Source organism: Bacteroides sp. AF20-13LB, from assembly GCF_003603065.1.
GTDB classification, from domain to species: domain Bacteria; phylum Bacteroidota; class Bacteroidia; order Bacteroidales; family Bacteroidaceae; genus Bacteroides; species Bacteroides uniformis.
Window position 1 is genome coordinate 1 of record NZ_QTMH01000026.1, and the last position, 15627, is coordinate 15627.

6 protein-coding genes and 3 pseudogenes are annotated in these 15627 nt (G+C 47.3%); 5 read left to right on the forward strand and 4 right to left on the reverse strand.

The window, feature by feature from the left end; genetic code table 11:
* Positions 1–69 (reverse strand): annotated as a pseudogene (locus tag DWX62_RS21120) (DNA-3-methyladenine glycosylase I); the annotation flags it as partial.
* Positions 70–206: 137 nt separating this feature from the next.
* Between DWX62_RS21120 and DWX62_RS21125 the strand changes: the two are divergent.
* Positions 207–1427 carry an ATP-binding protein gene (locus DWX62_RS21125; RefSeq protein ID WP_005830138.1) on the forward strand — a complete coding sequence of 407 codons (1221 nt, stop codon included), beginning with the start codon at positions 207–209 and terminating at the stop codon, positions 1425–1427.
* Here DWX62_RS21125 and DWX62_RS21130 read toward each other — a convergent pair.
* Both DWX62_RS21130 and DWX62_RS21135 read right to left on the reverse strand, forming a co-directional pair.
* Entirely contained in the window at positions 1424–3517 is a 2094-nt protein-coding gene (locus DWX62_RS21130; RefSeq protein WP_057255792.1) for a BT4734/BF3469 family protein, read from the reverse strand. The two genes, DWX62_RS21125 and DWX62_RS21130, sit on opposite strands and share 4 nt — an antisense overlap.
* A 572-nt stretch (positions 3518–4089) precedes the next feature.
* The gene (locus tag DWX62_RS21135; RefSeq protein WP_005830148.1) at positions 4090–4530 is read right to left on the reverse strand and encodes a DUF6078 family protein; all 441 of its coding nucleotides are present in this window, start codon (positions 4528–4530) and stop codon (positions 4090–4092) included.
* 156 nt (positions 4531–4686) lie between these two features.
* Between DWX62_RS21135 and DWX62_RS21140 the strand changes: the two genes are divergently transcribed.
* From DWX62_RS21140 to DWX62_RS22515, 4 genes and pseudogenes are all read left to right on the forward strand, one after another.
* On the forward strand, positions 4687–8823 hold the full coding sequence (locus DWX62_RS21140; protein WP_057252965.1) for a hybrid sensor histidine kinase/response regulator transcription factor: 4137 nt from the start codon (positions 4687–4689) through the stop codon (positions 8821–8823).
* Positions 8824–8989: 166 nt separating this feature from the next.
* Positions 8990–12268, forward strand: a complete 3279-nt coding sequence (locus tag DWX62_RS21145) for a TonB-dependent receptor (RefSeq protein WP_207806030.1) — start codon at positions 8990–8992, stop codon at positions 12266–12268.
* A 23-nt stretch (positions 12269–12291) separates the two neighbouring features.
* On the forward strand, positions 12292–14349 hold the full coding sequence (locus DWX62_RS21150) for a RagB/SusD family nutrient uptake outer membrane protein (RefSeq protein ID WP_117589125.1): 2058 nt from the start codon (positions 12292–12294) through the stop codon (positions 14347–14349).
* 749 nt (positions 14350–15098) lie between these two features.
* Positions 15099–15377: pseudogene (locus tag DWX62_RS22515) on the forward strand (family 43 glycosylhydrolase); the annotation flags it as partial.
* 181 nt (positions 15378–15558) lie between these two features.
* On the opposite strand, the pseudogene DWX62_RS22410 reads toward DWX62_RS22515, so the two are convergent.
* Positions 15559–15627 (reverse strand): annotated as a pseudogene (locus DWX62_RS22410) (DNA-3-methyladenine glycosylase I); the annotation flags it as partial.

Consider the following 15627-nt stretch of genomic DNA (forward strand, 5'->3'; position numbering starts at 1 on the left):
ATCGTGGTATTTCACATACAGCTCGTCGGTTCCGCACCAGCCGCAACGTCCGTTTATAATGTCTTGCATAAGCGTTATTTTTGTAATGAGGTGCTAAGGTAGTGCTTTCATTCCGAATAAACAAATCTATCTATTCTAAATGGATAGATTTGTTTATTCAGAATGGAATGTTTATATTTGTATCTGAATATAAATGACATAGCCCTATGATAAGCAAATCGGATATAGTAGAAGCCATACGTGTGCAACGTGAACGGTTGAGGAAATTTCAAAGTTTCCGACGTGACCTATTGTTGTCTTTACCTCCCTTGGTAGCAGACTATGCACTGATTATATCTGGTATTCGCCGTTGTGGTAAGAGTACATTGCTGGCACAATTATCGGTGGATAGATACAAGCCGGAAGAGGTGCTCTCCTTGAATTTTGATACCCCTTTACTGTATGGATTTGAATTCAGTGATTTCCGTATAGTGGATGAAGTTATTAAGGAACATGAAGGGTGTATCGCTCTTCTTTTTGACGAAATACAGATTGTTGATGGTTGGGAGGTGTATATTCGGGGCAAGTTGGATGAAGGGTTTTATGTGGGAATCACCGGCTCCAATGCTTCGATGTTGAGTCGTGAATTGGGCACGAAGTTGACAGGAAGACATATTACGAAAGAACTGTTCCCTTTTTCGTATGCTGAATATTGCGGTTTTACGGGTAAGACTATCGGTGACAGTTCCTTGTACGACTATCTGCATCAGGGTGGCTTCCCTCAATACTTGCAACTGGATGATCAGGATGTTCTGACGGATTTAGTCAATGATATAGTATATCGTGATATTGCCGTGAGATATAATATACGTGATGACCACTCTTTGAAAAGTCTCTTGGCCTATTTGATGGGGAATGTGGGCAATCTGGTGTCTGCTACAAAACTGAAACAGATACTGGGAATGAAAAGTACTTCTACTGTGTCTGATTATTTCTCTTATTTCGAACAGACTTACTTGATAAACTTTGTTCCGAAATTTTCATATTCATATAAAGCGCAACTGTTGAACCCGAAGAAAGTGTATTGTGTGGACAATGGTGTTGTATTTGTCACCTCTCCATCTTTCACCCGTGATGAGGGTCGGAGGCTGGAGAACATGGTTTTTGCGGAATTGCGTCGCCGTTATTCTGAGATATTCTATTATAATGAGAACCGGAAGGAATGCGACTTTATAGTTGTACGCAATTCTGTGCCCCAGCTTGCCATCCAGGTATGCTATGCCTTGACCGCAGAAAACCGGAAAAGGGAAGTAGATGGCTTACTGGATGCCTTGTCTTTCTTCAAGATGGGGCATGGACTGATACTCACTTATAACCAACATGACAAATTTTCCGTAGGAGATAAAACGATAGAAGCATTGCCGGTGTCTGAATATTTTAAAGACTAATCTTCTTGTCTCTTGCACTCCACCACATGATACAGCGTGCCGAACCGTGTTCTGCGGGATGGCACTTCATGTTTCTGCAGTATCCTTCCGAATACATTCACTCTCTTGGTGGACAGCGGGATGGCGCTGTACCGGCGCAGGCGGTTCAGTATTTCGGCAGACGACAGCCATTCTCCCTCCTCGTCATTTCCGGCAACGCGGAAATAGTGGTAGAACAGTTGCTCTTCGGGCGGTATCTGTTCGAAATCGTGGTTGTTTTCCGTCATAATCCGTTCGTCCGACTGGTCGAACCAATAGCGTTCGCCGTGGTCCAGTTCGTGCATGGCCTGGGCATAAAGCTGGTTGTAGTCTATCGGGCGGTTGGTGTCTATTGCTTCCGTCACTTCTATGCAGATGAACCGGCGACTGCCGCTGGGGTCGGTCAGCAAGTCCTTCTGGTTGCTGGTGGCGATGAACGAGGCGTATCGGCGCATCTCGAGCACGGCATTGGCGTATGGCTTGCGCACGTTGACCACCGGCTTCTGGAGGATATGTTTCAGGAATCCTTGCTGGGTGCTGCTTATCTGGTCGAATTCATCGATGTTGATGAGCGCAAAACGGTTGAGGTAAAGCTCAGCGTCACGCTTGCGCGAGAAGTCGATGCTGTCCGTATAATAGGCACGCAGCTCGGGCGGGACGATGCTTCGGCAAAAGGTGCTTTTGCGGGTGCCTTGTGCACCTACCAATAAGGGGGAGACGCTGTTGGCATATTTCTTGTCGGTATTGCCGCGCCAGTGTGCCACCATGTTGAGAAACCAGCGGTGGAACAGTTCGGCCCAGTACGGGTTGTTGCAGGGTACTGTCCGGGCGAGTGCCAGGATACGGTCTTTCCCGTCCCAGTGCGGAAGGTCGTACAGATAATCTTCCAGCGGATTGAATACCGGGATGCGGTTGGAGTAGATATATCGGCTGATGTCCCTATCCCACAGGGGAATGCCTTCGCTCTGTGCGTCGAGGGCAATGCTGTTCAGCGTGCGCTTGTCGATGGGGGAGAAGCGGAAACGGAACGAGTGGCGTTCACGGTATTCCACCTCACCCACTTGGGTGTTGTAGCGGAAGTCGTAGCGGCGTTTCATGAACTCGTCCGTCTGTATGGCAAGTCTTTGCTCTTTGCTGAGGCTGCTTTGGGTATTGAAGCCTTTGTTCTCTTGGTAAACGCTTCTTATAATCTGCCGGATGACAGTCTCTTTTTGGCGTAGATAATAATGGAAATAGGTACGCTTCACGGTCTCTTCTTCGGGGATGCCCGAACGGAAACAGTTCTCGGCAAGGCGCACGGTCAGGGAGTGCAGGCTGTTGTCGGCACCGGCACCCGTCGCTTCGGCGAAAGTCTTCTGCAAGGCGGCCTCAAACAGCATGATGATGGCTTCTTCGGCTTCATATCCCGGCACGGCGCGCGTCAGGGGTGACTTCTCGTCTTGCAGGGCTTCCCGATAGGTGGTTTCGTCGGGCATGGAGACGGGCTGTGCAAGATAGAACTGTATGGAGTCCGGGCGGTACATGGCTTCGGGGTCGAAGGAGAGGCGGGAGTACTGTTCCAGCTTGGGCTCTTTCAGCAGAATGTCGAAAGGCAGTTGGGGCTGGTAGCATTTCACGGCAAGGCGGTAGGCATGGGCGTGGAACACCTCGGCTTCTTCCCGTTTGCCCGGCAGCGAGTTGTTCGGACGGGTGAAGGTAGTCCAAATCTTTACAGTCCGTCCGCTGGAACCGGTGAATACGAGCCGCGTCTGGGGCTGTTCCCAGGCAAGACGTTTCACAAGGGCTATTTCGGACTTGCCGGAAAGCGGGCCTACGGTCAGTTCCACGATGCCGTTGTAGGTTTTCATCTGGCAAACACCGTTCGTCTTGCGGAATTCGGCTGCCGGGAGTACTTTGGGCAGTCGGTCTGCCTCGTTGCAGCGCTTGCCGGGCAAGCAGTATCGCAGTTGCTGGCGGAAAGTGGATACGGGCTGGGTTTTGGTCTCCGTTTTGATTTTCTGTAGGAAGGTGTCTAAGTCTGTCGTGCTCAGTGTCAGATTCCCGTCTTTTTCTCTCAGTTGGGTGATTTTCATTTCTATTTTTTGTTTTGTCACATGCAGGCAAAATGGTTTGCTTACAGTGTACTAAGGTACGACAATCAGGCTCTTTTTGCAAGTGATTCCATGCTTTTTTAGGTCGATTCCAGCGTTTTTCTGTGGAAAATCTGATGTTTTGAGTCGAAAAAGCAGGTGATTTGGGATGCTTTGTGCAGACTTCCACGCTGGTTTTGCTTGTCGGAACAATAGTTTCCGGCTATTGAAACAAAAGGTTTTACTTGTTGAAACCAATGGTTTTCCTAAGGGAAACTCTTAGTTTCTCTTGTTGAAACTTTTGTTTTAGAAGGTTGAAACCAATAGTATTTGCTTAAGAAACTAAAAGTTTCATACTGAGAACTAGGCATATAGCACTATTCTGTGGTGAATGAAGTAAGTATCGGATACTGCTTTTGTTATGGCGTGATGGATGGTTGTGAAGATTTTTATCTATCACGGGTATCTTTCACGCTTTAATCGGTTTATAATCAAAAGGATATCCCCCTCTGCGTGATAGCATGACAGATGTTTTTCAAAAATAAACTTTGTAAGAGCTGAGCTGTCCGGATGCTTCAATCGTTGTAGCTGTATTCTTCGCTGTATCTCTCGAATTTCGGTTCTTCGGCAATTCCGTATTGTTTGAAAACCTGACGGATATATGCTTGTGCCTTTGGAAACAAGCCTTGTTCCTGGCGGTAAAAGCGATAATAGGTGGTCTTGCCAAAGTGTCCTACAAGCTGGTTCCTCATCGGGGCTGCACATTTGTGGGGTACATTGTCCAGCAGGTGCCGGATGCCCCATGCAACCCGGCACTTCAGGGCTTTCCGGAAATGAGGGCAGTTGGTGGTATCGGCAGGGATACAGTTCGGATTGATGATGCTTAAAGTAGGACATTGCGAGGTGCAATTGGTAGCAGCCAAGTGGTGCAGGCATTCTTCCTTATGGACGCACTGGCTGTTGAAGCAATGTGCAAAGCCATAAGGCACAGACTGGTAGTCGAATTTATTTTCCATATGTTGTTTGCTTGTCTACGGTTAGGGTGTAGAACACGGCTGTAAAGGTAAGGAATAAAGCCTTGTTTGAAGTATTTGCAGACAAAAAAAGAGCATAATTCTTCTTTAAAGTGAGCTGAACTTGCTATATTTGTCATAATTCCTAATATCTGGTATATGAAAAATAGAGTAAGTTTTTTTTGTTTGCATACGTGTCTTCTCCTGTTCAGCTTTTGGACAATGTATCCTGCCTTGGGGCATGCGGCTGATGGGAATGTTATTTCCCGTTTGAAGTTCAAGCAGATTTCTACATTAGACGGATTACCGACGGATGAGGTCCAGAAAATATATCAGGATAAGGAAGGTTTTTTGTGGTTTGCTACCCGGTATGGTTTCTGTAAATACGACGGTTACCAGATTACTGTCTATAAATCGAGCTTGAATACTCCCGGTTTGTTGACCAGTAACAACATTTATTGTTTTGCCGATGACAATGACGGCTTCTTGTGGATTGGTACACAAGAGGGGTTGAACACACTCAATAAGAAAACCGGAGAAATCCGTCAATATACTGCGCCTGCCATTCCAAACAATGCGGTCTCATGCCTGTTGGTCACCCGGGAAAATGAGGTATGGATTGGTACGGATTCTGGCTTATGCCGGTATGTGGCAGAGAAGGACTCCTTCGTGATGTATGACGGCAAGTCCACCGATGGTATATTTCCCGCAGCTTCCATCAAATCGTTGTTCGAGGACTCGGATGGGGATTTGTGGGTCGGTACCTGGTCCAGTGGTCTTTTTCGTTATTCCCGGAAGGAGGATAAATTCTATGCATATCCCAAAATCAATGAACGGAACTCGGCACATGTTATCTATCAGGATTCAAACCGGAAAATGTGGGTCGGTGGCTGGGATTGCGGATTATTTCTCTTGAATCACCCAAAGGATATGGCAAACGTGTCTTATACGCATTATTCGCATAGGATAGGGGATGATGCCAGCTTGTCGGACAATATTGTTTATGATATTGTGGAGGATGTACACACCCATACCTTGTGGATAGGGACCCGGGTGGGGCTGAGCATTATGAAGCAGGAGAATCCCGGTACATTCATTAATTACAAGTCGTTGCATTCGGCATATCATATACCTTGTGATGAAATAAATTCACTGTTGCGCGACCGCTTCAATAATATCTGGCTGGGTTCCATTGGCGGCGGTGTCCTGATGATAGACACGAAACAATCTCCGTTTGCTTTCTATTCTTTGAATCTGGCAGAGGATGACGTGCCTACTACTGCCGTCCGCGCTTTGTTTGCCGATGCAGATAAAGACCTTTGGCTGGGTACCGGAAGTTATGGGCTGGCACGCAAGGATTATGAAACCGGTGTGTTGTCGTTCTTTTCCCATATCCCGGAATTCTCGGATATTCCCGGTGTACCCACGGTCAATTACATTATTCAGCGTAAGAATGGAGAAGTATGGTTCGCTACCTATGACGGTGGTATCTTGATTTATGAGAAAGGAGAGAAAGTGAAGGTGCTGACTGAATCCGACACGCCTTATCTCTATTCGGATTGCGTTTCGGCCTTGTGTGAGGACAGTAAGGGGAATTGTTGGGTAGGCTGTCGCGGCGGTATGGGAATCAGTTTGGCCGATGGAGGGCATTATAGGTTCGGAACACTTTCTTTTGCCGGAGGCGGGTTGGCGGATTGGTATCATGTGAAGGATATTGTGGAGGATGCGGATGGCAGCTTCTGGATTGCGACAGCCAACTATGGAATTATACATATTATGGGGGATGTGCAGCATCCCGAAACGCTGAAATATAGTAACTATAGTTATAACAACGGCCAGCTGGCAACGAACTCGGTGTTGTGTTTGCATGTGGATAAATCGGGAAGGCTATGGGCCGGAACTGAGGGAGGAGGGTTGTATCTATATGATTATAAGGAAAATGTATTTACGGAAAAGAATCAGGAATATCAGCTGTCTGCCGACATGATAGGGTCTATAGAGGAAGACAGGCAAGGGTGTCTATGGATGGGGACTAATATGGGGCTGGTACAGCTTTTTGTACCGATGGACGAGAATTTGGCTACGGTCCGTGTCTATACGACAGCAGACGGTCTGCAGGATAACTTTTTCATATCACAGTCTTCTTGCAGTAGGGAGGGCGAGTTATTCTTTGGAGGAAATAAGGGTTATAACAGTTTCCTTCCTGCATCTCTGGAGAAAGACAATGAAGCTGTGCCTTATCTGATTACGGATATAAAAATCTTCAACCGTTCTTTTGCGGTATTGGAACCGGAGGTCAGAGAACGGATTTCTTCTGTCATGCCTTCGTTTACGCGGAAGTTAGATCTGCCTTACGGATATAATAATTTCAGTATTGAATTCGCATCCCTTACTTATAAGAATCCCGGTTTAAATCGGTATGCTTATCAGCTTGTAGGTTTTGACAAGGATTGGCAATATACGGATGCCAACCGCCGTTTTGCCTATTATAATAATTTGAAGAGCGGTACTTATCGGTTCCGTCTGAAAGCCACCAATGAAAATGGCATTTGGAGTCAGGAAATCCGTGAACTTGAGGTGGTGGTATTGCCACCGTTCTGGGCTACATGGTGGGCTTATATCATTTATGCACTGATAGGGGCAGCTATTGTCTGCTTCATTCTCCGGACAGCAAAGAACAGGATGCAGCTGCGTAATGAGCTGCATCTTCGGGAGATGGAGAAGTCCAAACTGGAAGAACTGAATCATGCCAAATTGCAGTTCTTTACAAATATCACGCATGAACTGCTGACTCCGCTGACCATTATCTCGGCTACCGTCGATGAGTTGAAGATGCGGTTTCCCGGGCATGACGACCTTTATACGGTAATGGGTAGCAATATCAGCAGGCTCATCCGTCTGTTGCAGCAGATTCTTGAATTTCGTAAAGCAGAAACCGGCAATCTGAAGTTGCGTGTCTCTCCAGGAGATGTGGCGGCGTTTGTGAAAAATGAAGCCGAATCTTTCCTGCCGCTTGTCAAAAAGCGCAAGATACATTTCTCCGTACTCTGTAATCCGGAGTCGATTATCGGTTATTTTGATACGGACAAGCTGGACAAGATTCTCTACAACCTGCTTTCCAATGCCGCCAAATATAATAAGGAGGGTGGCTATATACAAGTCACGCTGATGTATGCCGAAGACAGGGACTTCGTCCGGTTGCATGTAAAGGATAATGGCAGTGGCATTTCAAAGGACAAGCAGAAGAGCCTCTTCAAGCGGTTCTACGAGGGGGATTACCGGAAGTTCAACACCATTGGTACGGGCATCGGCCTTTCTTTGGTAAAGGACTTGGTGGAGCTGCATGGAGGAAGCATTGAAGTGGAGAGCGAGGAAGGCCGGGGAACGGAATTCATCGTGACCTTGCCCGTAGACCGCTCTTACTTTAAGGAAGAACAGATTGATGAGGAAGCTGTACTTCCGGTACAGAAAACCGTTACCTATCTTGAAGAGGAGAATGCGGAGAATGTGGTTGCTGAAAAGCCCAAAGCGCATACCATACTGGTGGTGGAGGACAATGAGGAGCTTTTGCAGTTAATGGTCCGGCTGCTGAAACGTGAATACAATGTCCATACGGCCGAAAACGGTCAGGAGGCTGTGACTGTGCTTGACAATGAGGATATTGACCTGATTGTTTCGGACGTGATGATGCCCGTAATGGACGGCATCGAGTTTTGCAGGTATGTGAAGAACAAGTTGGAACTCAGTCATATTCCCGTGATTCTTCTGACAGCCAAGAACAAGGAGGAAGACCGTGCCGAAGCTTATGAAGTGGGGGCGGATGCCTTTATCAGTAAACCGTTCAACCTGGCCGTGCTGCATGCACGCATCCGCAATCTGCTGAAATACAAAGAACGCAAGGCGCATGACTTTAAGAACCAACTGGTGTTCGAAATCAAGGAACTGGACTATACCAGCATTGATGAGGACTTCATGCAGCGTGCCATTGACTGCGTAAACCGCCATCTGGAAGATTCAGACTTCGACCAGCCCCAGTTTGTGGAGGAGATGGGCACCAGCAAGTCCACCCTTTACAAGAAACTGAAATCCCTGACGGGACTGAATACTTCTGCCTTTATCCGTAACATCCGTCTGAAAGCGGCCTGCCGCATTATGGAGGAGAAGGGGAGTTCTGTGCGTGTTTCCGATCTGGCGTATGCCGTCGGTTTTAATGACCCGAAATATTTCAGTTCTTGTTTCAAAAAGGAATTCGGCATGTTGCCGACGGAATATCAGGAACGCTTCATACAGTCATAGATCAAGTCAAATTATGCTTCAATTAGGTCGAATAACTAAAATTCTACCTCGTAGAAGCATTATTGGAGGTCTTCCTATCAGCATTCGCCTACATTTGCCATTGTTTTCACGGTTAAAATGAAGAGTGAAAGTGAAACAATTAATGTTTAATCTTAAAGTTTATACAATGAAAAGACAGAGATTCTTTGAAGGACTCGGGCTGAAAGTGTATGTCACTTTGGCCATTTGTATGGCCCTTCTGTTGAATGTTCAGTTCTTGAACGCACAGAGTTCGACAATCAATGTAAAAGGTGTGGTTAATGATGCGATGGGACCGGTGATTGGCGCCAGTGTAGTGGAGAAAGGGAATGCGACGAATGGAACAATTACCGACATTGACGGTAATTTCTCTTTGAAAGTCCCTTCGGATGCCACTTTGACAATCAGCTTTATCGGTTATAAGACGGTAGAGCTGCCGGTGGCTGGAAAAACATCCTTTACTGTGACTCTGAAAGAAGACAGCGAAATGCTGGACGAGGTGGTAGTGGTAGGTTTCGGCACGCAGAAGAAGGTGAACCTGACAGGTTCTGTGGGGCTGGCTACGGCGAAGGAAATTGAAGCACGTCCGGTAGCGAATGCCACGCAGGCATTGCAGGGCTTGGTACCGGGCTTGCAGATTACGACCAATACCGGTGAACTGGACAAGAATATGTCCATCAATATCCGTGGCAACGGTACCATCGGTGACGGCTCAAGCGGAAGTCCGCTGATTTTGATTGACGGTATGGAAGGTGACATCAATACGGTGAATCCGCAGGACATCGAGAATATTTCTGTATTGAAGGATGCTGCCGCTTCCTCTATTTATGGGTCGCGTGCACCGTTCGGTGTTATCTTGGTGATTACCAAGAAAGGCAAATCGGGCAAGCCGACTATCAACTACAACAACAGCTTCCGCTTCAACAGTCCGGTGAATCTGCCGGAGATGATGGACTCCTATACCTTTGCCAACTACTTCAATGAGGCTGCACGCAACGGTCAGGACAATGCCCAGTTCTCTGATACAGTGATGCAGCAGATGCTTGACTTCCAGGCTGCGGGAGGTACTAATCGTGGCGGTTTGCCTACTGATGGCAATGTATGGGGTAAACCGGCAGGCGACCCGTTTACTACGGCGTATGCCAATACTGACTGGTTTTCCGAAATCTACAAGGGTTCTTCCTTCTCGCAAGAACATAATTTCAGTGTAAGCGGTGGTGGTGACAAGTTCAATTATTATGCTTCATTGGGCTATCTGGATCAGAATGGTTTGCTCCGTCATGGTTCCGATGACTTGAAGCGCTATAATGCTACTGCCAAATTTGGTGCCGAGCTGACCAAATGGTTGAAGTTCAATTACAGCTTGCGTTATGTCCGTCAAGACCTTGGCCGTCCTACCAATTTTGGTGGCGGTTTGTATGAGAGAATTGGCCGTCAGACTTGGCCTAATCTTCCGGTTTATGATGAAAACGGCTATTATTTTAATGGTAATGCCGATACGCCGGCGATGTCACTTGCATTGGGTGGTGAGCGCGATGTGCAGACAGATAAGGTTTATCATCAGGCAAGCTTGGTATTCGAACCCGTGAAGAATTGGATTACCAATGTTGAGTTCAACTATAGTACCAATTCTATAGATACACGTGAAACCGGACTTCCTTACTATAACCACGATGTGAGTGGAAATATTGTGGATACGCAAGGAACCTCAAGTCTCTATCAAGACTACAAGAAAGAGAGCTACATGAACTGGAATATTTACTCCACTTATTCTCTTGCTATCAATGATGATCATAATTTTAAGGTAATGGGTGGTTTTCAGTCCGAAGAAATGCGCCAGAAGTTTTTTAGTGCCAAAGGATATGGCTTGCAGGTGGAAGACCTTCCGGAACTGGACTTGATTTCGAATATTGACGGCGCCGGTAAGGATAAGGTGCCCGAGGTGGGTGGCTATCGTAATGAGTGGGCCACAGCGGGTTTCTTTGGCCGCTTGAACTATGATTATAAAGGTCGTTATCTGGCAGAGGCCAATCTGCGCTATGATGGTACCTCCCGCTTCCGCCGTGGCAATCGTTGGCAGTTGTCTCCCTCCTTCTCTTTGGGTTGGAACATTGCCCAGGAAAACTTCTGGGAAGATTTTGCGGATGTTTGCAATCAGTTGAAGTTCCGTTTCTCTTATGGTGAACTGGGGAATATGAATACAAACGGCTGGTATCCTACTTATCGTGCCATGACATTGAAGCAGGCAAACGGAAGCTGGCTGCAGAATGGACTGAAACCAAACACTGCTTATGTAGGCGACCTTATCAGTACAGCCTTGACTTGGGAGAAAGTGCGTACCTGGAATATCGGTCTTGACTGGGGGCTGTTCAACAACCGTCTGACCGGGTCATTCGATGCTTATATCCGTTATACGGACAATATGGTAGGTCCGTCTGTAGAGTTGCCCGCTACATTGGGTATTGCGACTCCCAAGACCAATAACTGTGACTTGAAGACGAAGGGTTGGGAACTTACCATCGGATGGCAGGACCGCACCAACTTCGGTATGGGCTATGGCATTAAGTTCAATGTTTCTGATGCACGTACTTATATAGACAGATACCCGGGTAACCCGACAAACTCAATCAATACTTATATCGCAGGCCGCGAGATTGGTGAAATCTGGGGCTTTGAAACCGTGGGAATTGCCAAGACAGATGATGAGATGCAGGCGCATCTGAATAAAGTGGGCGGACAAAGTGCCATCGGTTCCGGCGTTTGGACTGCCGGTGACATCATGTATGCCGACCAGGATGGCAAACCGGGCATCACCAAAGGTGCACAGACTTTGGAGGACCACGGTGACTTGAAGGTGATAGGCAACAATACTCCCCGTTATCATTTCGGTCTTGACTTGAATGCCAATTACAAGGGATTTGATGTTCGCCTCTTCTTCCAGGGAGTGATGAAGCGTGACTACTGGCAGGGTTCCAATATCTTCTGGGGCGTTGGCCAATGGGGTATGTGGTGGTCAACCGGTTTGAAGGAACACGAAGATTACTTCCGTGATGAACCCGTCGGGCTGGCCGGTCATGAGATTGCCGCCAATGTCAATTCATACTATGCGCGTCCGAGATTTGACAGTACCCAGAACCAGGAAACCCAAACCCGCTATCTGCAGGATGCGTCTTATATCCGTTTGAAGAACTTCCAGCTTGGCTACACATTGCCTGCTTCCATGATTCGCAAAATCGGTATCACCAACTGCCGCATCTTCGTATCGGGCGAGAATCTGTGGACGGGAACCAAACTGAGCAAGTTGTTCGATCCCGAAACCATCAGCGGTGGTAACACGGACAGCAATGCTTCTGCACCTATCAAGAGTGCCGGTAATGCATACCCGCTTTCAAGAACTTGGTCTTTTGGACTTAGCGTATCACTTTAATCCCATAAATAATGAAGAATATTATGAAATCGAATTATAGATATATTGTAAAAGCGTTCATGGCAATGGCAGTGATTGCCGGAACGACTTCCTGCGATGATTTTCTGGACAGAGAGCCGATGTCAAGCATTTCTCCCGAAACCTATTACTCCACTGCGGCCCAGTTGGAAGCCAATCTGAATGATGAATATCCCAATGTCCTTCCGTCATTCGGCCAGTGGACTTATGGCATCTTCGGTGAAGACAAAGGAACCGATAACCAGATAGAGGTGAATGCCAATGACCGCTATACCCAGGATCGCTGGAAAGTACCTCATAGCGAAAGTGACAATTGGAAGTTCGAACGCATCTATCGTATTAATTTCTTTTTGTCTGAAGCACTTCCCAAATTCGGTGAGGACATGAGCGGTTCACAAAATACAATTTCCGGGAGTGTAGCCACCATCAAGCACTATATCGGAGAAATGTACTTCCTGCGTGCTTACGAGTACTTTAAGAAGCTTCAGTTGTTCGGTGACTTCCCGATTATCGACCAACCGCTTGCCGATGAGATGGAAGCTCTCCGTGAAGCCAGCAAACGTTTTCCGCGTAATGAAGTGGCACGTTTCATCATTTCCGATCTTGACAAGGCTTATGCCTATATGAGTGATGTCGATATGGCGACGACCCGTATCAATAAGGATGCTGCGATGCTGGTTAAGTCACGTGTGGCACTGTTCGAGGCTACTTGGTTGCAGAATTTCAAGGGTACGGCATTCGTACCTGGTGGAGAAGGCTGGCCGGGGGCATCTCTTCACAACAATTACCAGTATCCGAGCGGAAACCTTGATAATGAAGTGAAGTACTTCTTGGAACAGGCCGTAGAAGCTTCCAAACTTGTAGCAGATAAATACAAAGGGAATTTGACGGAGAATACCGGTGTGTTGCAACAATCAGCTGATGACCCGTCAAATCCTTACTTTGATATGTTTGCACAAGAAGACCTTTCGGATGTGAAGGAAGTACTGTTGTGGCGCCAGTATGCCCGCGGACTCTCTACTCATAACATCAATGCCGCTGCCGGACGTGGTAATTACCGTATCGGTCTGACCCGTGGATTCGTACAGAATTTCCTGATGAAGGATGGTACTCCGGTTTATGCTCACGGTTCTTATGCGGATGGTGACGGCTATTATATGGGCGACAAGACGGTTGCTGATGTACGTGTAAACCGTGACCCGCGTCTCAGTATCTTCCTGAAAGAACCGGGACAGAAGAACATCCTTTTTGAAGTTGATAATAATGAAGGTACGGAGGTTGTGATGGAAGAGCCCTATCCGGCCATTACGAGTGGTGACGGTGAGCGTGGCTATGCTACCGGCTATGCATTGCGCAAGGGTGGTTCATTCAACCGTAAGTATTATGCCAATGGCGGTGGTTATACGGCAGCTGTATGTTTCCGTGCAGCTGAGGCTCTGCTGAATTATATGGAAGCAAGTTATCTGCTCAATGGAACGCTGGATGCTACGGCTCGTGAATATTGGACTGTACTTCGTCAACGTGCCGGCATCAGTACTGATTTTGACAAGACTATCGCTGCAACGGACATGAGCAAGGAGGCTGAAAATGATTGGGGAGCCTATACGGGTGGAAGTGTCATCTCTGACAAGACTCTGTATAATATCCGTCGTGAACGTCGTTGCGAGTTCCTGGCTGAAGGTCTTCGCTACATGGACTTGTGCCGTTGGCGTTCTATGGACCAACTGATGACTGCTCCCAGCCATCTGGAAGGTATGCATTTGTGGAATACTCCGATGGAGGACTGGTATTTGGATGATAATGGAAAATCCATTTTGGTTGCTGACGGGACAGACAAAGCTAATGTCTCATCGAAAGACAAGAGTGAGTATCTCCGTCCGTTCGAGAGAAGCAGCAACCAGTCTGCCTATAACGGCTGTACTTGGAAGATGGCACACTATTTGAATCCTATCATGATCAAGCAGTTCCAGTTGACAGCCACTTCGGGAGCGGATGTATCGACTTCCATTCTTTACCAGAATCCTTATTGGCCGGTGGTAGCTGACCAGCCGGCTGAGAAATAAAGGCATTTTTCAATAGGTATTTGATTTAGGGGGTAGGATACACTTTCTGGTGAGAAGGCGTCCTGCTCCCTTCTTTATAAATAGAAACAAGACAGAGTATGACTAATTTTAATTTCAAGTTTTTAGGGGCATGGTTGGTTATCGTAGCGTCAATCACCGGTCTGCAGGCACAAAATGATTCCACCTTAAAGGGAAAGGACGAAATGGTTCCGGCCGGAGTGTGGAACGATGTAAACGGGGAGTATATTAATGCACACGGTGGTGGTATACTGTTATTTGACAGTAAATATTATTGGTTCGGTGAACACCGTCCGGCAAAGGGATTCTCTACGGAAGTGGGAGTAACTTGCTACTCTTCTACCGATTTATGTAACTGGAGATACGAGGGGGTGGCCTTGTCTGTATCGGAAGAAGCGGGCAATGAAATAGAGAAAGGCTGTATTATGGAACGTCCCAAGGTGATTTACAACAAAAGGACGAAGAAATTTGTCATGTGGTTTCATTTGGAGCTGAAGGGTAAAGGCTATGAGGCTGCCCGTGCGGGAGTGGCTGTCAGTGATTCTCCGACGGGACCTTATTGTTTTGTTTCTTCGAGTCGTGTCTGCCCTGGAATATTTCCGCTGAATATGACGGAGGAAGAACGGGACATGCAGTGGAATATGGAACAGTTTGAAGAATGGTGGACACCCGAGTGGAGAGAGGCTGTAAATAAGGGGTTGTTCGTGAAGCGTGACTTGGAGGGCGGACAGATGTCCCGTGACATGACATTGTATGTTGACGATGATGGGATAGCTTATCATATCTACTCTTCGGAAGAGAATCTGACCTTGCAAATAGCCGAACTGACAGATGACTATCAAGGACATTCCGGAAAATATGTCCGTCTCTTTCCGGGGGGACACAATGAGGCACCGGCCATCTTCAAGAAAGACGGCACTTACTGGATGATAACCTCCGGATGTACCGGTTGGGCACCCAATGCGGCGCGTCTGTTCTCGGCTCCTTCCATCTGGGGACCGTGGACACAGCATCCCAACCCTTGTCGGGGTGAGGGAAGTGATAAGACTTTCGGCGGTCAAAGCACTTACGTATTGCAGCTTCCCGGTAACCGCTACCTTTTCATGGCCGATATTTGGCGGCCCAAGAGCCTGATGTATTCGGAATATCTTTGGATTCCGGTCCGGTTTGATGAAGAGGGGATGCCTTATCTTACCCTTTCCGGCAAATGCAATCCGTCAGATGGTCGTTGATAAACCCCGAAGCTTGCAGATGGGCATA